This is a genomic window from Streptomyces sp. NPDC048331, from assembly GCF_043201215.1.
Classification (GTDB): Bacteria; Actinomycetota; Actinomycetes; order Streptomycetales; family Streptomycetaceae; genus Streptomyces.
Window position 1 is genome coordinate 1 of sequence record NZ_JBICYT010000041.1, and the last position, 19,820, is coordinate 19,820.

Annotated in this window: 15 protein-coding genes and 1 pseudogene; 10 read left to right on the forward strand and 6 right to left on the reverse strand. The window is 71.7% G+C overall.

What is annotated here, in order from left to right:
• Positions 1-204: 204 nt before the first annotated feature.
• Together ACGFYY_RS35475 and ACGFYY_RS35480 are read right to left on the reverse strand one after the other, a co-directional pair.
• The gene (locus ACGFYY_RS35475; protein WP_393715867.1) at positions 205-1,863 is read right to left on the reverse strand and encodes an amidohydrolase; all 1,659 of its coding nucleotides are present in this window, start codon (positions 1,861-1,863) and stop codon (positions 205-207) included.
• 32 nt (positions 1,864-1,895) lie between these two features.
• Entirely contained in the window at positions 1,896-3,290 is a 1,395-nt protein-coding gene (locus ACGFYY_RS35480) for a purine-cytosine permease family protein (RefSeq protein WP_393715869.1), read from the reverse strand.
• Positions 3,291-3,427: 137 nt separating this feature from the next.
• On the opposite strand from ACGFYY_RS35480, the gene ACGFYY_RS35485 reads away from it, so the two are divergent.
• From ACGFYY_RS35485 to ACGFYY_RS35525, 9 genes are all read left to right on the forward strand, one after another.
• Complete coding sequence (locus tag ACGFYY_RS35485; protein ID WP_393715871.1) at positions 3,428-4,030, forward strand: TetR/AcrR family transcriptional regulator; 603 nt, start codon at positions 3,428-3,430, stop codon at positions 4,028-4,030.
• A gap of 378 nt (positions 4,031-4,408) precedes the next feature.
• Positions 4,409-5,311 carry an alpha/beta fold hydrolase gene (locus tag ACGFYY_RS35490; RefSeq protein ID WP_393715873.1) on the forward strand — a complete coding sequence of 301 codons (903 nt, stop codon included), beginning with the start codon at positions 4,409-4,411 and terminating at the stop codon, positions 5,309-5,311.
• A 132-nt stretch (positions 5,312-5,443) separates the two neighbouring features.
• Positions 5,444-5,590 carry a hypothetical protein gene (locus tag ACGFYY_RS35495; RefSeq protein WP_393715875.1) on the forward strand — a complete coding sequence of 49 codons (147 nt, stop codon included), beginning with the start codon at positions 5,444-5,446 and terminating at the stop codon, positions 5,588-5,590.
• A gap of 354 nt (positions 5,591-5,944) precedes the next feature.
• Positions 5,945-6,109: an FxSxx-COOH cyclophane-containing RiPP peptide gene (gene fxsA / locus ACGFYY_RS35500; RefSeq protein ID WP_365275679.1), complete on the forward strand. Its 165-nt coding sequence runs from the start codon at positions 5,945-5,947 to the stop codon at positions 6,107-6,109.
• Positions 6,110-6,137: 28 nt separating this feature from the next.
• Entirely contained in the window at positions 6,138-8,390 is a 2,253-nt protein-coding gene (fxsBH, locus tag ACGFYY_RS35505; protein WP_393715878.1) for a radical SAM/SPASM protein FxsBH, inactivated beta-hydroxylase extension form, read from the forward strand.
• Entirely contained in the window at positions 8,390-9,232 is an 843-nt protein-coding gene (locus tag ACGFYY_RS35510; RefSeq protein ID WP_393715941.1) for an aminoglycoside N(3)-acetyltransferase, read from the forward strand. Before fxsBH ends, ACGFYY_RS35510 begins: the two co-directional genes overlap by 1 nt.
• Before the next feature lie 80 nt (positions 9,233-9,312).
• Positions 9,313-10,689 carry a TIR-like protein FxsC gene (locus tag ACGFYY_RS35515; RefSeq protein WP_393715880.1) on the forward strand — a complete coding sequence of 459 codons (1,377 nt, stop codon included), beginning with the start codon at positions 9,313-9,315 and terminating at the stop codon, positions 10,687-10,689.
• Positions 10,673-14,671, forward strand: a complete 3,999-nt coding sequence (fxsT, locus tag ACGFYY_RS35520; RefSeq protein ID WP_365275689.1) for an FxSxx-COOH system tetratricopeptide repeat protein — start codon at positions 10,673-10,675, stop codon at positions 14,669-14,671. The genes ACGFYY_RS35515 and fxsT overlap by 17 nt, the downstream gene beginning before the upstream one ends.
• An 84-nt stretch (positions 14,672-14,755) precedes the next feature.
• Complete coding sequence (locus tag ACGFYY_RS35525; protein WP_393715883.1) at positions 14,756-15,652, forward strand: DUF4231 domain-containing protein; 897 nt, start codon at positions 14,756-14,758, stop codon at positions 15,650-15,652.
• A 21-nt stretch (positions 15,653-15,673) separates the two neighbouring features.
• Here ACGFYY_RS35525 and ACGFYY_RS35530 read toward each other — a convergent pair whose 3' ends face one another.
• The 4 genes and pseudogenes from ACGFYY_RS35530 to ACGFYY_RS35545 form a co-directional block, all read right to left on the reverse strand.
• The gene (locus ACGFYY_RS35530; protein WP_393715885.1) at positions 15,674-16,153 is read right to left on the reverse strand and encodes a hypothetical protein; all 480 of its coding nucleotides are present in this window, start codon (positions 16,151-16,153) and stop codon (positions 15,674-15,676) included.
• A 97-nt stretch (positions 16,154-16,250) separates the two neighbouring features.
• Positions 16,251-17,135: a S1 family peptidase gene (locus ACGFYY_RS35535; RefSeq protein ID WP_393715887.1), complete on the reverse strand. Its 885-nt coding sequence runs from the start codon at positions 17,133-17,135 to the stop codon at positions 16,251-16,253.
• Between the two features lie 161 nt (positions 17,136-17,296).
• Positions 17,297-17,718 (reverse strand): annotated as a pseudogene (locus ACGFYY_RS35540) (DUF1684 domain-containing protein).
• A gap of 77 nt (positions 17,719-17,795) precedes the next feature.
• Complete coding sequence (locus tag ACGFYY_RS35545) at positions 17,796-19,085, reverse strand: DUF5685 family protein (RefSeq protein ID WP_393715889.1); 1,290 nt, start codon at positions 19,083-19,085, stop codon at positions 17,796-17,798.
• A 285-nt stretch (positions 19,086-19,370) separates the two neighbouring features.
• Here ACGFYY_RS35545 and ACGFYY_RS35550 point away from each other — a divergent pair, with 285 nt between their 5' ends.
• A complete protein-coding gene (locus ACGFYY_RS35550) occupies positions 19,371-19,820 on the forward strand; it encodes a cell division protein SepF (RefSeq protein WP_030730025.1) in 450 nt (149 codons plus the stop codon).

A 19,820-nucleotide genomic window follows, 5' to 3' on the forward strand; every position in this document is an offset into this window, starting at 1 on the left:
CAGCACGCGCCGAGCCGAGGAGACCCTCCTGCGGGGCCCCGACCCACACCACCAGCCCCGCCGGCGTTTGAGGCGCAGCCCCGGGCGCAGCCCGAGCCGTACCGCACACCGCCGAGCACCCCGCAGGGGCACGGCAGCCCGAGCCGCACCGCACACCGCCGAGCACCCCGCAGGGGACCCCGCAGGGGACACCGTCGGGCGGGATCAGGAGTGTCGGTGGACCACCTCGCCCGCCACCACGACCGTCTCGGCGACCGTGCCGGGGATCTCGTCCGCCGGGACGGTGAGGATGTCCCGGGACAGGATCACGAAGTCCGCGGCCTTGCCCACGGTGAGGGAACCGCGTTCCTGTTCCAGGAAGTTGGCGTGGGCCGAGCCCATCGTGTAGCCGTACACGGCTGTCTCCACGTCCACCGTCTCGGCCGGCTGCCAGGCCGGGCCGTCGCCGGACAGCGGGCGGCGCGTCACCGCCGTGTAGATGCCGACCATCGGGTCCATCTCCGCCACGTTCCAGTCGCTGGAGAACGCCAGCACCGCCCCCGCCTCGTGCAGGCTCCGCATCGGCCAGGCCTTGTGCCAGCGGTCCTCGCCCACGTTCTCCGCCCAGTCCTGGCCGGGGCCCGCGATCTCCGGCGCGCAGTGCCTCGGCTGCATGCACGCGATCACGCCGAGCTCCGCGAAGCGCGGGACGTCCGCCGGGTCCAGGCACTCCACGTGGACGACCTGGTGGCGGGCGTCGCGCGGGCCGTTCAGGGTCCGTGCGTGCTGCACCGCGTCGAGGACGGTCCGGATGCCCCGGTCGCCGGTCGCGTGCACGAAGCACTGGAAGCCGCGTGCGTCCAGCTTCGCCAGCAGGTCCGCGAACTCCTCCGCCGGGTAGAAGGTCTCGCCCCGGTGCGCGCCGCATCCGGTGTACGGCTCCAGCAGCGCGGCCGTCCGCGGTTCCACCACGTCGTCGATGTACAGCTTGAGCGGGCCGACCCGCAGTCGGTCTCCGGCGAACCGTCGGGCCGCGTCGGCGAATTCGTCGAGGTCGGCGTCGCCGGTGCCGCGCGGGTGGAACAGCGCCGCGACGATCCGGGAGCGCAACCGTCCTTCGGAGCGGGCCCGTTCGAAGAGTTCGAGGTCGTCGAGGGAGTTCTGCGGCTCGACCACCGTGGTGATGCCGAAGCCGATGGCGTCGTCGAGGCTCTTGGCGAGCCGCCCGTACTGCCGGTCCGGCGAGGCCCAGGGCACGCCGAGCTCGCGCAGGGCGCGGTGGCCGGCGCGGGAGAGCCCCTTGATGGCGAAGTCCTTGACGAATCCGGTGGGTTCGCCGGTCTCCGGGTCGACCGCCGCCGTGCCGAAGGGGAGGTCGGTACGGTCCCGCGAGACGCCGAGCCGCCGCATGGCCGCCGTGTTCAGCCAGGCCGTGTGCACGTCGTACGAGAGCACGATCGCCGGGGTGTCGCCGGTGACGGGGTCCAGGTCTGCGGCGCACGGCATCCGCCCGCCGGGGATGGCGGAGTAGTCGAAGGCCTCGGCCTCGATCCAGCCGGCGTCCGGGTTGGCCTCCCGCCAGGCCAGGATCCGCTCGTGGATGCCGGCGAGGGTGCGTACCCCGGCGAGCTGGACGCAGTCCGCGTCGGAGCCGAGCCGGACGTGGTTGTGGGCGTCGATGAAGCCGGGCAGGACGAGCTTGCCGCCCGCGTCGATGCGCTGGGTGCCGGGGCCCGCCCAGGCCGCGGCCTCGGTGTCCGGGCCGACCCAGACGATCCGCCCGTCGTGGACGGCGAGGGCTTCGGCCTCGGGCAGGGCGGGATCGACGGTGTGGATCCGCGCTCCGGTGAGCAGCAGGTCGGCGGGGAAGGGGTGGCGTGCCATGTGGGGGTGCTCCGTTGCGTGTGCGGTGTCGTTCAGGCGGCGGGGACGTACGCCGCGACCCGGCGGCGGGTGAGGGCCCAGTAGGTGAGTCCGGAGACGACCGAGCCGAGCAGGGTGAGGTCGGCGCCGCCGAGGGGGGCGACCAGTGGTCCGGTCCACAGCTCGGAGTCGCAGGTCAGGGCGGCGAAGGTCATTCCGGTGAGCAGGGCGGTGAGGCCGGCGGGGTGGTAGCCGGAGCGGTACCAGTAGGCGCCTGCGCTCCCGGCGTGCAGGGCGTCGGCGTCGTAGTGGCAGCGGCGCAGCAGCATGTCGGCGAGGAAGACTCCGCCCCAGGGGGCGAACACGATGATCAGCAGGGAGAGGAAGGAGAGGAGGGAGGTGGTGAAGTCGGTGAGGAAGAGCGCGGCGAGCGAGCCGAGGGCGGTGACGGCGGCGCTGATGACGATGGCCCGGGCGCGGCTCCACGGGATGCCGAGGACCTGGAGGTTCAGGCTGGAGGAGTAGAGCGTGATGATCGAGTTGGTGACGGAGCCGCCCAGTACGAGGGCCAGGAACAGCGGCTGGAACCAGCCGGGCAGCAGGCTCTCGGCTCCGGCGACCGCGTCGGTCATGTCGACCTGGGTGGCGGCGGCGACGCCCGCGACGCCGAGGGCGACCGAGGAGAGGAAGCCGCCGAGGGCGCCCGTCCAGGTGAGGGACTTCAGTGAGGTGGTCCGGGGCAGGTAGCGGGTGTAGTCGGCGGGCATCGGCAGGTACGAGAAGGGGCCGGCGAGCATGACGACGAAGGCGAGGCTCCAGCCGGAGAGGCCGGGGGCGGCGCCGGTCGGGGCGGCGGTGTCGGTGCCGGGGATGACGAAGAGGAGCAGGACGCCGAAGCCGGCGGCGAGGACGTAGGCCATCCAGCGCTCGGCGAACTGCACGGTGGCGTGCCCCCACATGGCGACGGCGAAGGTCAGGGCGAGGGTGACCAGGAGGGCGACGGCGCGGCCGACGGTGCCGCTCCGCCAGCCGATCTCGGCGAAGAAGACTTCCAGCGCGAGGGTGCCCACCACGGTGTTGACGATGGTGTAGCCGATGCTCACCACCCAGTTGAGGACGCCGGCCGGGAAGTTGCCGCGCACGCCGAAGGCGGCGCGGGAGATGACCAGGGTGGCGGTGCCGGTGCGGATGCCGGCGAGTCCGGCGGCGCTGATGGCGAAGAAGGAGAGTCCGCCGATCACGACCACGGCGGTGGCCTGCCAGAAGGAGAGTCCGAAGGCGACGGCGAGGGCGCCGTTGATCACGTAGGTGAAGGTGAGGTTGGAGCCGAACCAGAGCCAGAAGAGGTCCTTGGCGCTGCCGTGGCGTTCGGCGTCGGGGATGGGGTCGATCCCGTGGGTCTCGACCCGGAACACCTCGTCGACGTCGATTGTCTCCTGCTGTCCCATGAGGACCCCTGACCTTGAGCGATCTTGAATGACGTTCTAACTTCTTGAATGGCATTCAAGATGAAGGGTGGACCTCGACCCCGTCAAGACCCTGTCCGGGATAAGGTCGGTCCACGAAGATCCGGAGGGCGGGAGCGGTGGCGGGAGCAGCACGGCGGCGCGACGGGCAGATCGCCCAGGAGCGGATGCTGGAAGAGGCCATGGCGGCCATCGCCGAGGACGGACTGGCCTCGCTCACCATGTCCGCGCTGGCCGAGCGGCTCGGCACCAGCGGCGGCCACATCCTGTACTACTTCGGCAGCAAGGACCGGCTCCTGCTGGAGGCCCTGCGCTGGAGCGAGGAGCAGCTCACCGGGGAGCGCCGGGCGCTGCTGGGCCGCAGGGTGCCGGCCCCGCGCAAGCTGGACCAGTTCCTGGAGCTCTACCTTCCCGAGGGCCCCCGCGACCCGCGCTGGACGCTGTGGATCGAGCTGTGGGCCCGTACCGCCTCCAATCAGCCGTTGAAGGCCGCCCAGGAGGAGATCGACGACAGCTGGCAGCGGGACCTGGAGGCGCTCCTGGCCAAGGGGGTGGACCAAGGCCGCTTCGCACCCCTGGACGTGCCCGCGCGGGCCTCGGAGCTGCTCGCCCTGCTGGACGGCCTGAGCACCCGCGTCGTCCTGGGCCAGCGGGGCGCGGACCGCGCCCGGGCCCTGGAGCAGGCCCGCTCGGCGGCGGCCCTGCTCGTCCCCCGCACCTGAGTCGTGGGCTCGGCCGGCGCTTCTCGCGCCGGCACGCCGGGAAACTCCCCATTTCCCGAACCGAGGACTCGACCCGGACCACCCACTCGACGGACGGCCCCATTCGGCGCCCGAAAGCGGAAGCCTCCGCGCCAAAAGGCCTTTACCGGCTTCCGGGCACGCGTTCACGCCCGTTCACGTGCGTCCGCCCCCTGATACACCCCCTGCCACGCCCCTGCCGCGCCCCCTTGACCAGGGCATATGCGCGGAGGACAAAGGTCTTTCCGGAGCTCGTGAAGGCATTCACAACAATTCCGCCGGAAGTGCGCCCTACCGCGCTCCCCCGCCGGCGCGCACAATCGCGGTGACGACTCACACCGACCGTGAAGGAGGGAGCGCGTGCGCCATCAGGTGCGCACAGCGGACGGGCGCGCTCTGACCGTGGAGCGCTGGGGCGACCCCGACGGTAAACCCGTCTTCCTGCTGCACGGCATGCCCGGCAGCCGCCTCGGCCCGGCCCCCCGGGGCATGGTCCTCTACCAGCGCCGGATGCAGCTCATCGCCTACGACAGACCCGGCTACGGCGGCTCCGACCGTCATGTGGGCCGCACCGTCGCCGACGTGGCCCAGGACGTGGCCGCCATCGCCGATGCCCTCGGCCTGGACACCTTCGCGGTCGCCGGTCGCTCCGGCGGCGCCGCGGGCGCACTCGCCTGCGCCGCCCTCCTCCCGGACCGGGTCACCCGGACCGCGACGATGGTCGGCCTCGCCCCCCGGGACGCGGAGGACCTGGACTGGTTCGCCGGGATGGCCGCGTCGAACGTGCGGGAGTACACGACCGCCACCGACGACCCCGAGGAACTGGCCGCCCGGCTGATCCCGCGCGCCGCCGGCATCCGCAAGGACCCCGGCCGCCTGCTGGACGAACTGCGCCGGGAACTGACCGCCCACGACCGCATGATCGTCTCGGACGCCGGCCTGCGGTCGATGCTCCTGCGCAACTACCGCGAGGGACTGCGCCATTCCGCGTACGGCTGGATCGACGACGTCCTCGCCTTCAGCCGCCCCTGGGGCTTCGACCCCGCCGACATCCGCTGCCCGGTGCTGATCTGGCACGGCGAGCTCGACGTGTTCTCCCCCGTGGGCCACTCCCGTTGGCTGGCCCGCCGCATCCCCGGCGCCACGACCAACATCGTTCCCGCCGTCGCGCACTTCGCCGCCCTGCGCGCGCTGCCCGACGTACTGAACTGGCTGCTGCGCGACCTGCCGGCTCCGGACCTCACCGAACAGCAGCCCGCCTAGGCCGTCTCGCACCATCCCCAAGTGGGCAGCGATCGCTGCCTCGTTGCGAACGGCGCGCGCCTTTGCACAGTACACGCCTCGGAGCCCGCCACCACCCGACGGGTGGGCTCCCCGAGCCGTGGAGGCCGGCCCATGACCCCGCACATCGACGGTGTCGCCCTGATCATCCTCGCCATCGCGCTCCTCGCCGGCCACGCCGTCCACCGGCACACCGCGACGGCCGCCGGGCCGCCTCCACGGGGGACCTCGTCGGTGCGATCGGCGCCGCCACCGCGGTGATCACCGCACCCTTCCCGCTGCCGATCGGAGGCGGTTCCGCGGCGGCCGGGCCGGACTCCCGGCCGGCGGGTCATGCGCTCATATCGCGCCAGGTCAGCGAGGTGCGGTCACCGTAGCTCCGGACCGGCCGGGACCGCCGCCGGAACCCCCGGCGATGAAAAGGATCTTTCCTTGCGGCAAACGGCCGAATCCACCCTCTTGAGAAATACGCCGCGCAATGCGTGGAAGTCTTGACCAGGCGTCATGTCTCGTGTTGCCAAGGGGGAGTGTCCTAGTAAAGTCCCTGCTTGACAGCAGCGTGTAGCCGTTGTCATTCACATGTCCATTCCACATGGCTTCCCCAAGGACGGTGCCGTGAACACTTCAGCATCCCCCGCGACCAGCTCGGTCAGGGCCCACCGGGTCCCGCTCGGCAAGATCGACGTCCACACCGCGTCCGCGGCGACGACGCTCGGTCGAGTGCTGCCGGCCGAATCTGCTCGTCCGGTTCAGGCACCGATCTTCAACTCCGCGCTCTGACCCGAACTCCGCGCTCTAGACTGGCGGAATGACCGGCCTGATCGCATTTCGCGAGATCGTCCTGAAAGTTCACAGCAGATGCGATCTTGCTTGTGATCATTGCTATGTCTACGAACACGCAGATCAGAGCTGGCGAGCCCGGCCGAAAGTGATCTCCCCCGAGGTTATTTCGCATACCGCGTCCAGGCTCGCCGAACATGCCCGTGACCATGCACTCCCCTCCGTCACGGTGATTCTCCATGGAGGGGAACCCCTGTTGGCGGGCACCGCCCGGCTCCGGCTCGTGTGCGAGGAGTTCACCCGGGCGCTGGACGGAATCGCCGAGCTCGACCTTCGGATCCACACCAACGGGCTCCAGCTCAGCACCCGTTACCTCGACCTCTTCGACGAGTACGGCGTCCGCGTCGGCATCTCCCTCGACGGGGACCGTGCCGCCAACGACCGGCACCGCCGCTTCGCCGACGGCCGTACGAGCCACCCGTTGGTCCTGGCCGCCGTCGCCCTGCTCCGCTCCGAGCCGTACCGCCACCTCTACCAAGGTCTGCTCTGCACCGTGGACGTGGCCAACGACCCCGTCGCCGTTCTGGACGCGCTGGTCGAACTGGAGCCCCCACGCGTGGACTTCCTCCTCCCCCACGCCACCTGGGAGACACCCCCGGCCCGGCCCGACGGCGCCCCCGACGCGTACGCGCGCTGGCTGCTGCGGATCTTCGACCACTGGGACCGGCTGGGACGCCCGGTGCCCGTACGGATCTTCGAGTCCCTACTCTCCACCCTGCGCGGCGGCCCCAGCCTCACCGAGTCGCTCGGCCTCGCCCCCACCGACCTCGTCGTCGTCGAGACCGACGGAACCCTGGAGCAGGTCGACTCCCTCAAGAGCGCCTTCGAGGGGGCCGCGGCCACCGGCTTCAATGTCTTCGACCACGCGTTTGACCAGGTCGCGGCCCATCCCGGCGTCCGCGCCCGGCAGCTGGGCCTCGCGGGCGTCAGCGACTCGTGCCGCCGGTGCCCCGTCGTACGTTCGTGCGGGGGCGGTCTCTACACCCACCGCTACCGCGACGGGAACGGCTTCGACAACCCCTCCGTCTACTGCACCGACCTGCGCGAGCTGGTGGACGGGGTCGAGGGCCGCACCGCGCCCCGGGAGACCGCGCCACAGCTGTCCGACCCCGCCGAACTCGCCCGCTCCCAGGAGGAGCTGACCCGGATCCTGCTGGCCCGGCTGCACGCGGACCTCGCCGCCGACCCCGGCTGGGCGCACGCCTGGGAGCTGCTGGCCGCCGTGGAACGGGCCGGGGAGGCCGGCACGGACGCGCTGGACGCCGTACTGGACCACCCCTTCACCCGGACCTGGGTCCTGGCGGCCCTGGACGCCGCCCGGGACGGCAGGCAGGACGCCCCGGAGGCGGCCCGCAGACTGACCGCCCTGGCCGCCGCGGCCGTGCTCCGCGGTGGGCTGGACCTACCCGCCGAGGTGGCCTACCGGGACGGCGAGGTGTACCTGCCGACGCTGGGGCTGCTCCGGCTCGGGGAACCCGGCACGGAGGGCCGGGCCGCGCTGCACGTCACCGACGAGGGATACGCCGTACGGGACGGCCGCGCCGAGCACCGCTTCGGACCCACGGCGGGGGACGCCCGCTGGCAGCCCGTACGCACCTGGTCGCCCGGGCCGGACGCGGCGCCCGTGGCCCTGGAGGACCTCGACCCGTACCGCAATTGCTTCCCCCGCCCGCCCAGGCTGCGTCTCGGCGCCGGGGAGGCCGAGGAGTGGCGGGGCAGGCTGGACCGGGCGTGGGCGCTGCTGCACAAGGCGGTACCGGACTTCGCCCGGGCGGCGGCCACCGGGCTGACCACCCTGACCCCGCTCGCGGGCGGCCCGCGCTCGGGCGGCTGGGGCGAGGCCGGGCGTCACGGGCCGGGGGCGCTCGGGGTGCCGTACGCGGCGGGGGTGCGGGAGACCGCGCTGGCGCTGCTGACCGGGCGGCGCCGGACCCGGCTGCGGGCGCTGACCGAGGTGGCCGACCTGTACGCGCTGGACGGGGAGTGGCAGCACCGCTCGCCGTGGCGGGAGCGGCCGGTACCGGTGTCCCGGCTGCTGGCCGACGTGCACGAGCGGGTGGCGGTGGAGGCGTACCGACGGGCCACGGCGACGCCCGAGCCGGGCGGCTCGGACCGTATCCATCGTGCGCTGGACCGGCTCTCGGAGGCGGCCGAGCTGACCGTCACCGGAAAGAGCCTGGTCGCGGAGCTCCGCTACGAACTGAAAGCGGTCGGCGCGTGATCGCGCCCTCCCGGAAGCCCTCCCCGGAGCCCACGCCGGAGCCCGCCCCCTCCCCCGGCAGGCTCCGGCTCGCCGTGCAGTTACGGCTGGCCGGGGTCCGCCCCGGCATGCGGCTCATGGTGCACTCCTCCCTCAGCGGGACGGGCCTGCGCGCGGAGCTGCTGCGCGACGCCCTGACGGGCGTCCTCGGGCCGCGCGGCACCCTGCTGGTCCCGGCGTTCACCCCGGAGAACTCCAAGACCTCCACCGCCCACCTGGAGCGGATCCGCGGTCTGGACGAGGCCGGGGTGCGGGCGTTCCGCGAGCGGATGGCGGCCTTCGACCCGGCGAGCACCCCGAGCCAGGGCATGGGGTCGCTCGCCGAGGCCGTCCGCACGGCGCCGGGCGCGGCCCGCAGCGCCCATCCGCAGACCTCTTTCGCGGCCGTCGGGGCGGACGCGGAGCAGCTGTGCGCAGGTCATCGGCTCGAAAGCCATATGGGGGAAGAGTCACCCCTGGGAAAGCTGTGCTGGGAGGGCGGGCAGGTACTCATGATCAATGTGGGGTTTTCGGTCTGCACCGCTTTCCATCTCGCGGAGTACCGAATTCCGAAGCCCCCCTTGCGCATGTACGAGTGTGTGGTGAAGGTGAACCTTCCGGGGCCGCAAAGGCACCGGCAGGAGGGGGAGTGGACCGCGTACGAGGACGTCGCGCTGGATGACAGCGATTTCGCGGTGATCGGTGACGCGTTCCCGGATTCACGGGTGCGCAGGGGGCGGGTGGGAGGCGCGTCGACCATGCTCTTCTCCCTCCCGGAGGCCGTCGATCACGCCCTTGACTGGATGACCGAAAACAGACGCTGATTGACTGAACGATGAGGGGATGTGGCGAAGCAGCTCCGGAATGATGTTTCTTCGCTTCGCATCTTCGGGACGGGGGTCGTGTGCCCGCATCAGGGGAGCCGTACTTTTTTCTCAGTTACGCACATACACCGAGGTTCGGGGCCGGGGGCCCCGACCCGGACATGTGGGTCGAGCGCCTTTTCCGTGATCTCTGCGGTCACGTCATGGCGCTGACGGACCTGCGCGCCGGGTACGACGTCGGGTTCATGGACCGGGAGATACGCAGCGGCGAGGGCTGGTCCGAACGGCTCGCCCGGGCGCTCGCCAACTGCCGGGTCTTCGTTCCCCTGTTCTCGCCGCGGTACTTCGCCAGCGAGATGTGCGGGAAGGAGTGGTTCGCCTTCGCGCAGCGCGCCGTTCAGCACGGCGCGGTCAGCAACAAGCAGGCCGAGGCGATCGTGCCCGCGTTATGGGTGCCGGTGCCGCCGGAGCAACTCCCCGGTCCTGCGGAGCGGTTGCAGTTCAACCACAACACCTTCGGCGAGCGCTACGTCACCGACGGCCTCTACGGGCTGATCAAACTGCGCGGTTACGCCGAGCAGTACGAGCACGCGGTGTACGAACTCGCCCGGCGCATCGTCCAGGTCGCCGAGACGGCCCACCTGGACCCCATCCGCCCGCTGGACTACCGCAATGTACCGAGCGCGTTCGGCTCCAGCGGCAGCCCGACCCGCACCCTGCACGTGACCGTGGCCGCCGCCTCCCGGCACGATCTGCCCGAGGGTCGCACCCCCGAGTACTACGGGGACACCGCGCTGGAGTGGAACCCGTACCATCCGGTCGCCCAGCGCCCGATCGCCTATGTGGCCGAGGACCTGGTCAAGAACCTCAACTACCAGACCACCATGTCCTCCTTCGACGACGAGGCCGGGCACCTCGACAGCAAGCAGTTGCCGACCCGACCGGAGATCCTGATCGTCGACCGGTGGGCGGTGGAGGACGAACAGCGGCGTCGGCGGCTCGCCGCCTTCGACCGGGAGCCGAGGCCGTGGGTCAACGTGGTCGTGCCGTGGAACCGGTACGACCATCAGAGCCGGTCGAAGGAGAACGAGCTGGCCGACCGGCTGGAGCACACCATGCCGAAGACGATGAGCCAGGGTCGGGCCGCCTGCCGGGCCGCCGCGAACGGCGTGGCGAACGTGGAGACCCTCGGGCAGATCCTGCCGCAGGTGGTGGAGGCTGCCGCCCAGCAGTTCCTCAGACACGCCCAGCCCTATCCGCCGAAGGGCGACACCTCCATCGAACGGCCCCGGTTGCTGGGCCCGATGGGGATGAACGGGCCGCCCGGGCCGATGGTGCCCCGTGCCCCCTTCCCACCCGACTCCGACCGGCACCGGGCAGGGCCGACGGGCGCCGGGCTCCACGACAACGACGACAACGACACCGACCGGGGGGACGCGGATGACAGCGAGCAGTGACAGCAGCGGCGACAGCGACAGCCGTGACGGACGCATCGTCACCTTCTACTCGTACAAGGGCGGTACGGGCCGCACGATGGCGCTGGCCAACACCGCCTGGATCCTGGCGGCCAACGGCAAGCGGGTCCTCGCCGTGGACTGGGACCTGGAGGCGCCGGGCCTGCACCGCTTCTTCCACCCCTTCCTGGACCCCTCCACGCTGGGGGCCACCACCGGGGTGATCGATCTGATCAGCGAGTACGCGTGGGCGGCGACCAGCCCGGTGCAGCGGCCCGACGACTGGCACAAGGACTACGCGCGGATACAGCCGCACGCCGTCTCACTCACCCCGGAGACCCATGGCTGGGAGTTCCCGGACGGTGGCACCCTCGACTTCGTCTCGGCGGGCCGGCAGAACCGCGAGTACTCGGCGACCGTCTCCACCTTCGACTGGGACAACTTCTACGACCGGCTCGGCGGCGGGCTCTTCTTCGACGCCTTACGCGCCGACATGAAGCGGAACTACGACTACGTCCTGATCGACAGCCGCACCGGCCTGTCCGACATCGCCGACATCTGCACGGTCCACCTCCCGGACGTCCTCGTCGACTGCTTCACCCTGTCCGACCAGTCCATCGACGGCGCGGCCTCGGTCGCCCGCCAGATCGACGAACGGTTCAACGACCGCGGCATCAAGATCTACCCGGTCCCGATGCGCATCGACGAGGGCGAGAAGGAGAAGGCCGACGCCGGCCGGGCCCTGGCCCGGATCAAGTTCGACCGCTTCCCGAACGGCCTGGTCGGGGACGAGCTCACCTCCTACTGGGGCGCGGTGGAGATCCCGTACCGCCCCTACTACGCCTACGAGGAGACCCTGGCCACCTTCGGTGACGAGGCCGGGCTCACCAACTCCCTGCTCTCCGCCTTCGAACGGCTCACCGCCGTGGTCACCGAGGGCCACATCACCTCGATGCCGGCCATCGGCGAGGAGGTCCGGCTGCGCATCCGGGACGCCTTCACCCGGCGCCGCCCGGCACTGCCCGCCGACCTGTTCCTGTCCTACGTGGCCGAGAACCGGATGTGGGCGGACTGGATCGAGTCGGTGCTCACCCGGGCCGGTTTCCGGGTCGTGCCGAAGGACGTGTCGGCCGAGCGGCCCGCGCACACCGGGCCCGGCGACACCCTGGGCGGGGGGACGGGCATCAGCATCGACACGGCCGCCCGGACCGTGGTGCTGCTCTCCACGGCCTACCTCAAGTCGGCGCGGGCCGTGGACGTGTGGGAGCGTGCGGCCGCCGAGGACCCGACCGGGGGCCGGCGCCAGCTGGTGCCGCTGAGGGTGGGCGACGTACGGCTGTCCACGCCGTACATCGACCGCAATCCGGTGGACCTCTTCCGGCTCGACGAGGTGCACGCCACCACCGCCCTGCTGCGTGCGGTGGAGCGCCCCATGGCCCTGCCGGACAGCGTCAACAGCGCCTCCCAGCCCGGCCCCCGGTTCCCCGGGACCGTCCCGAAGATCTGGAACGCGCCGCCCCGCAATCCCGGGTTCACCGGGCGCAGCATCGTGCTGGAGCGGATGCGCGACCAGCTCGGCGGGGGCATGGCCGTGGTGCTGCCGCAGCCGCAGACCCTGTTCGGGCTCGGTGGTGTGGGCAAGACCCAGGTGGCGCTGGAGTACGTGCACCGGTTCATGGCCGACTACGACCTGGTGTGGTGGATCTCCTCTGAGCAGACCGACGACGTGGTCGCGGCTCTCGCGGAGCTGGCGGTCCGGCTGGGTGCGCAGACCGGTGAGGACATGGCGGCCGCCTCGCAGGAGGCGATCGACCTGCTGCGGCGCGGGGTCCCCTCGTCCCGCTGGCTGCTGGTCTTCGACAACGCGGACGATCCCGAGACGCTGAAGCGGTTCTTCCCGCCGGGCGGGCCGGGCCATGTCCTGGTGACCTCCCGCAACCAGTCGTGGTCGCAGTACGGCGACGCGCTGCCGGTGGACGTGTTCCTGCGCGAGGAGTCCATCGAGCACCTCCAGCGCCGGGCTCCCGGGCTCGGCAAGGACGACGCCGAGCAGGTGGCGGTGGCGGTGGGCGACCTGCCGCTGGCCGTCGAGCAGGCGGGTGCGTGGATCGCGGAGACGGCGACGCCGGTGTCCGCGTACCTCGAGCAGCTGGCCCAGCAGGCGGCCCGGGTGCTGGCCCTGAACCAGCCGCCGGGCTACCCGGAGCCGGTGGCCGCCACCTGGAACATCTCCATCGAGCGGCTGCAGTCGCGGTCCCCGGCGGCCGTGCGGCTGCTCCAGCTGTGTGCCTTCCTCGCGCCCGAGCCGATCTCCGCGAACCTGCTCTACAGCAAGGAGATGATCGACGCGCTCAAGCCGTACGACTCCTCGCTGCAGGAGAAGTTGGTGCTGGGCCGGGTGATCCGGGAGATCGGCCGGTTCGCGCTGGCCAAGGTCGACCAGGTCAGCAACAGCATCCAGGTGCACCGGCTGGTGCAGGCGGTGATCCGGGCGCAGCTGAGCGAGGAGGAGCAGCGCGAGGCCCGGCACGCGGTCCACCGGATCCTGGCCGGAGCCCGGCCGGACGACGACGAGCCGATCGACAACCCGGAGACGTGGCCGCGGTTCAACACGATCTGGTCGCACCTGACCCCGTCGGAGGCCCGGTACTGCAAGGAGCCGGAGACCCGCCGGCTGTTGATCGACCGGGTGCGGTACCTGTGGAAGCGCGGTGACTTCAAGGCCGCGTACGCGCTCGGCGAGGAGCTGCGCGAGGCGTGGAAGGAGATGCTGGGCAACAACGACCTGCAGTACCTGTACCTGCGCTTCCACCTGTCGAACATCCTGCGTTCGCAGGGCCGGTTCGTGGAGGCGAAGGAGCTGGACGAGGTCACTCTGGAGCGGCAGAAGGCCGTGCTGGGTCCCTCGCACCCGCACACGTACATGACCATGAGCGGTCTGGCGAACACGCTGGGCGCGCTGGGGCATTACGGCCAGGCGATGGAGTTGGCGACCGAGGCGCACGAGGGCTTCAGTCAGATCTTCCACGAGGCGCACCCGCGCACGCTGGCCGCCGCGAACAACCTGGCGCTGAACCTGCGGCTCGTGGGGCAGTACACGAGGGCCCGTGAGATCGACCAGGAGGTGCACGACCTGCGGACGGAGGTGCTCGGGCCGGAGCACCCGTACACCCTGTCCTCGGCGCAGAACCTGGCCCGCGACCTGCGTGAGGTGGGCCGGTACGAGGACTCGGTGCAGCTGCTGAGCCGGACGTACGACACCTACAAGCGGACGCTGGGGCGGGCGTTCCCCGGCACCCTGTCGGCGGCGAAGAACCTGGCGGTGTCGCTGCGCCGGGCCGGGCAGCTGGAGGACGCCCTGCGGCTGACGACGGCCACCCGGGCCCGCTACCGGGCCAAGTACACCTCGGTCAATCCGGACCTGTTGTCCTGCGAGCTCAACCTGGCCTCGGACCTGTTCGCCACCGGGGATCCGGGCGGGGCCCGGGATCTGGCGCAGGAGGTGGTGGACGAGTACATGAAGGTGCCGGGCGAGCGGCATCCGTACACGCTGGCGGCCGTGAACAATCTGGCGGTGTTCCACTGGGGCACGGGGGCCGCCGAGACGGCGGAGACGATGCTGCGCCAGACGATACGGGGGATGCGGGACGTGCTCGGCGACAATCACCCGCACACGGTGTTCGCCCACCTCAACCTGGCCAACACCCGGGCGGACCTGGGTGATCCGGAGGGCGCTCTGGAGTTGGAGCGGCTGGCGGTGATGCGGCTGCGCGAGGCGCTCGGGGCGCATCATCCCGAGACCCTGGCGAGCAGTTCCAACATGGCGGTCAGCCTGGACTCGATGGGCCGCAAGGAGGAGGCGGCCCGGCTGCGGGCGGAGGCGGTGTCCGAGCTGACCCGGCTGCTCGGCGAGGACCACAGTCTGACCCGGTACGCGCGCGACGAGCGGCGGATCCACCGCGATCTGGAGCCTCTCGCCGTCTGATCCGACGGAGGGCGGTGGGGGCTCCGCGACCGCGGGGTCCCGCCGCCCGCCACCCGACAGCAGGGGGGCGCTGTGACCGACAGCATGACCTTTCGAAACGAGGACCTGCCGGCCCTCTTCCACCACACCGACCAGGCGGCGGTCTCCCGGCAGCGGGAGTCCACGCAGGCCACCCGTGCCCAGTTGCTGCTGCTGGTCCTGGCCGCGGCGGCGGCCGCGCTGCCCGCCGGGCCGAAACTGGGCTCGCTGTACCTCTTCGGGCTGCTGAGCGTGCTCTCGTACGCGGGGGTGCTCGGCGTGGGCATGCGGGCGACCCGGCGTCGGGCTCGTCCGCAGTGGCAGCTCAACCGGAGTGCGGCGGAGTTCATCAAGTCCCTGGCCTGGCGGTACGCGGTCCACGGGGCGCCGTTCGGCAGTGAGGTCGCCGCGCCCGAGGCGACGTACCGGACGCGGCTGGAGGCGGGTCTGGCCGAGCTGCGGAAGATGGGCTGGGACGATCCGCGGGGCTCCGGGGCGGTGCCGGAGGGCGGGGAGATCACCGGCGCGATGGGGCGGCTGCGCGGGATGGACTACCAGGCGCGGCGGGAGACGTACGTCCGGGACCGGCTGATCGAGCAGCGCAACTGGTACCGGCGGCGGACGGAGGTGTCCCGGCGGGCGACGAACCTGTGGTCGTGGACGATCGTGCTGCTGACCTGTCTGGCGCTGCTGTTCGCGCTGCTGGGATCGTTCGGTTCGGGTCCGGGGCCGAGGCTGACCGCGCTGTTGAGCGCGGCGGCGGCGGCCGGGATCGCCTGGAACGAGGTGCGCCGCCACCATCCGTTGATCGAGGCGCACACCCTGATCGAGCAGGATCTGGCGGCGATGATGGTCGTGATGCAGACGACCATCACCGAGGCGCAGTGGCCGTCGTCGGTGTACGAGACCGAGCGGTACGTGTCACCGCAGCACACGGACTGGCTGGCTCGGCACAGTAGTTGACGGTGGGGGCGTGGGCGTGACTCAGTCGCGGGTCACGCCCTCGCGCCAGATGACGGTGACCGGTTTGCCGAGGGCCCGTGCGTAGGCGACGATCTCGGCGGTGCCGCCGTGCCCGCGGGCGGGCTGTCCGTCCCAGACGGCGACGAGCCGGTCGCAGGAGTCGGCGATGTAGGTGCCGGCGGCGTAGTAGGCCTCGTCCGTGGAACGGGCGAAGTCCATCCGGACCTCCTGGGTGGCCCGGTTCTTGAGGCCCTGGTAGCGGGCGAGGGCTTCGGGGTCCTCGAAGGCGTCCTCGTAGTCCCCGCTGGGGATCACCACGGTGAGGTCGGCGCCGTGTTCGAGGGCGATGGCGGCGAACAGTTGGTCCGCTCCCTCGGCGAGGCTGGAGAAGGCCTCCAGCGGTCCTTCGTGGCCGCCCAGTACGGCCCGTAGGGCGCTCTCCACATGGCCGAGCACCGAGTCGGGAATGGCTCGGTGCCCGGTCACGCCGATTCGTTTCATGCAGTAACCAGCCTCCCCCGTGGACATGGCCGCCCGGAACATCCTCCCAGAAGGCGGGAGGACGTCCAGGGGTGCGACGGGGGCGTGTGAGTGACCGTCAGTAGACGCTGACCCCGTAGGCGTTGAGGGCTTCGACGACGGGCTGGAAGAAGGTCGTGCCGCCGGAGGAGCAGTTGCCGCTGCCGCCGGAGGTGAGGCCGACGGCGCGGGTGCCCGAGTAGAGCGGGCCGCCGCTGTCGCCGGGTTCGGCGCACACGTTGGTGCGGATCATGCCGTAGACGACGTCGCCGCCGCCGTAGTTGACGGTGGCGTTGAGGCCGGTGACCCGGCCGCTGTGGATTCCGGTGGTGGACCCGCGCCGGGTCACGGACATGTTGACCGTGGCGTTCACGGCGCTGGTGATGTCCTGGCTGCCGACGGTCCCGGGGGGCACCGGCGAGTTGCTCGCGTACTTGATGAGGCCGTAGTCGTTGGTCGGGAAGCTGGAGCCGACCGTGGAACCCACGACGGTGGTGCGGGCGGAGTTGCTCCACCAGGTGCCCGCGCCGTCGGTGCAGTGCCCGGCGGTCAGGGCGTAGTAGGTACTGCCGCTGCGCACGTTGAAGCCGAGCGAGCAGCGCCAGCTGGTGGCGTAGATGGCGTCGCCGCCGGACACCAGTTTGGTGAGCTTGCCGGGGATGCGTTCGATGCGCAGCGCTCCGACGTCGGTTCCGGCCTCGCGCTTGATTCTCGCGATTCCGGCGTCGGAGACCGTGGAGTCGGCGGAGACCACGAGGGTTCCGGTGGCGGGGTCGGTGTGCCAGGCGGTGCCCGCCACGTCGGCGCGCAGGACGGACGCGCCGGCCGAGGCGAGCCGGGCGGCGCTGAAACCGCCGTCCTGCGGGTCCGCGCTCGCGGCCGTGGGGACGGCGAGCGCTGCGGCGGCGGCCAGGCCGGTGGCCGCCGCGAGCAGCCTGGTACGGGTCATGCGCTTGATCCTCACTTCTCGTCCTCCTGGAGAGGGTCGGGGGCCCGGCGGTCGTGGGGGTGCCAGAGCCCGTGAGGCGCAGCCGGGGGCGCGGCGGGCGCATGAGCTTTGGCCGTGCCCCTGACAAGCGCTGTCGGGAGTGTCCTGGCGTCGGATACCGGTCGCAAGAGCGGCTTTCAGCCTCCGCTCGCCGCCGCTACCTCGAAGGGCAACGTGTTCCCGGGCGGCGGAAAAGGGCAGGTGAAGTGGTCGGCGAAGGCGCGGGGAGGCAGCGGGGAACGGTGGGGATCCACCGTGATCGCGCGCCTCGCGCGTCGGGTATGCCGGGCTTCGGGAAACGGAGGCGGTGGCTGGTGAGCCCTCCGGTGGCGTCGCCGAGGACGGCCCGGAGGCTGTCGTCGTCCGGGTCGACGGCGACCTGGGGGGTGTGCTCGGCGCCCCGACCACCCGGAACGGCCGGAATTCGACCTTCCGGGTCGTCGGCGGGCCGGCAGGTTCCGGTCAGCGCGAGGGGGCCGTAGGGCGCGGACACGGCCGCCGCCCTGCGCTCGTGCCGTTCCCGCCACGCGGCGTGCGGGTCGTCTGCGTCGTCGCTCATCCCGCTCAACCCTTCCACGCGGGTCCGGACGGGAATCCCCGCGTACGCCGTCCGGACCTGTGAAATCTGAAAGGGCCTCAGCAGCCGTCGCAGGGACAGCAGCAGCAGTCGCCACATCCGCAGTCGCCGCAGCAGTCGCAACCGTCGCAGCAGTCACCGGCGTCGCACCACGGGTCCTTCTTCTCCCGCGACCACGGGCCCTCGTGCTCGGTGCAGCACATCTGGCAGGTGCAGAACAGCCCGACGGCGACCGCGCAGCCGGCGAGCAGTCCGCGGCGGGGCCGCTGCGGGGGCAGCCCCCAGCCACCACCGCCACCGCCACCACCGCCGGGCCCCATGGGCGGCGGCATGCCCGGGCCACCGGGAGCCTGAGGGGCGTTCGGGGCGTAGGGGTTGCCGCCGTACGGATTCCGGCCGTGCGGAGTCGCTCCGTACGGGTTCTCCACCGTGGGCCCGCCCGCGTACGGGTTGCCGCCCTGCCCGGCGGAGGCCGTGGCGCCGTGGCCGCAGCCGCTGGTGCCGAAGGCCCGGTCCACCGAGGTGCGCAGCTCGTGCACGAGCAGTCGGTGGGCGAGTCCCGCGTCCGTGAACTCGACCTCGCGCAGGGCCAGCCTGATGCCGTGCAGGGCGTCGTCGCAGAGCCGGCGGGCCTCGGTGAGCGAGGTCCCGGTGGCGGTGAGCGGGTTCCAGGCGCCCGCGACGGCGTCGGCGCCCTGGTCCTCCACCGCGTCCAGCAGGTGCGCGAGGCGGCCGAAGTAACGGCCGGCCTCGGCCAGCGCGGGGGCGTTGCCTGGCCGTCCGGCCAGCTGCGCGGTATGCGCGAAGGCGGCGGCCGTCGCGGTCTCCGTCGGCTCGGTCACCACGAGCACGGAGGTGCCGAGGCCCGCGAGGGTCTCGATGCCCGCCTGCCGGTCCACGGCGTCGACGAGCACGGCGGTGTCGAAGCCGAGCGAGGCCCCGGTGCGGGCTCCGGCCCGGTCCCAGCCGCGGGCCACCTTGCGCGCGGCCAGGGCCATGGGGGCGCGGGCCAACAGCCCGTCCCGGTCGGCCACGTGATCGCGCACCTTCGCGGAGGCGAGCACGAGCGAGACGGCGGCGGCGAGCCGCGCGCCCTCGCCCTGGGCCACGGAGGCGGTGCGCATCCCGCGCAGCGGGCACGGGCCCGCGGTGCGCCGGGCCTCGGGTGCGATGCCGGACTGAGCCTCCGTCAGAACGGATACCAGCAGCCCGTCATAGTTCGTCACGATCCGGGCGAACTGTCCGTGGTCTCCCCGAAGTGCCAGGCACAGCCCGCACAGATGAGCCATCCACTCCGCCCTGAACCGCTCTCCCAGCCGGTGCGTGCAAGGCCTCACTATGCCGAACAAGCTGCTTCCCCCGTGTGTCGTCCGCGTGCTTGCCGGGCATCGTATCGACCCGCGCCTTTCACCCGAACGTCCGCGTCGCTCACCCGCACGGCGGCGGCGGTCGTATTTTCACTCAGTCAGCAGTGGTAGCCGCCAGGATCCTTGACCGTGCAACGGATGTTCTGCACCAGTACCGTCACGAAACCCCTGCGCGGCGACTATCCACTTGGCGCGTTGTCAGCATCATGGACGAGCATAGGGGCAGCGGAGAGAAGACAGACTGACCGCGGTGAAAGGAGGCAGTCCATGGGTTCGGTGCGCAAGGCGAGTGCCTGGCTGGGTCTCGTGGAGGACAGCGACGACGAGCGCTACTACGACGACGACTACGCGGAGGCCCCCCAGGGTTCGGTGGCCGGTCCCGGCGAGCAGTGGGTCACCGACCCCCGGGTCCGGGTGGCCTCCGAGTCGGCCGTGGAGCACGGCCGTCGCATCGCGACGGTCACCCCGGACGGTTTCCGTGACGCGCGGGGCATCGGCGAGCTGTTCCGCGACGGGGTCCCGGTGATCGTCAACCTGTCGTCGATGGACCCGGGCGACGCGAAGCGCGTCGTCGACTTCGCGGCCGGACTGACCTTCGGGCTGCGCGGTTCGATCGAGCGGGTGGCGACCAGGGTCTTCCTCCTGACCCCGGCCGACACCCAGATCGTCAGTGGCGAAGCGGGCGGCCGCTCACGCGACTTCTTCAACCAGAGCTGA

Coding starts and splice junctions, on each gene's coding strand:
- ACGFYY_RS35475 (WP_393715867.1), bottom strand. CDS start 1,863: ATGGCACGCCACCCCTTCCCCGCCGACCTGCTGCTCACCGGAGCGCGG.
- ACGFYY_RS35480 (WP_393715869.1), bottom strand. CDS start 3,290: ATGGGACAGCAGGAGACAATCGACGTCGACGAGGTGTTCCGGGTCGAG.
- ACGFYY_RS35495 (WP_393715875.1), top strand. CDS start 5,444: ATGACCCCGCACATCGACGGTGTCGCCCTGATCATCCTCGCCATCGCG.
- fxsBH (WP_393715878.1), top strand. CDS start 6,138: ATGACCGGCCTGATCGCATTTCGCGAGATCGTCCTGAAAGTTCACAGC.
- fxsT (WP_365275689.1), top strand. CDS start 10,673: ATGACAGCGAGCAGTGACAGCAGCGGCGACAGCGACAGCCGTGACGGA.
- ACGFYY_RS35525 (WP_393715883.1), top strand. CDS start 14,756: ATGACCTTTCGAAACGAGGACCTGCCGGCCCTCTTCCACCACACCGAC.
- ACGFYY_RS35530 (WP_393715885.1), bottom strand. CDS start 16,153: ATGAAACGAATCGGCGTGACCGGGCACCGAGCCATTCCCGACTCGGTG.
- ACGFYY_RS35550 (WP_030730025.1), top strand. CDS start 19,371: ATGGGTTCGGTGCGCAAGGCGAGTGCCTGGCTGGGTCTCGTGGAGGAC.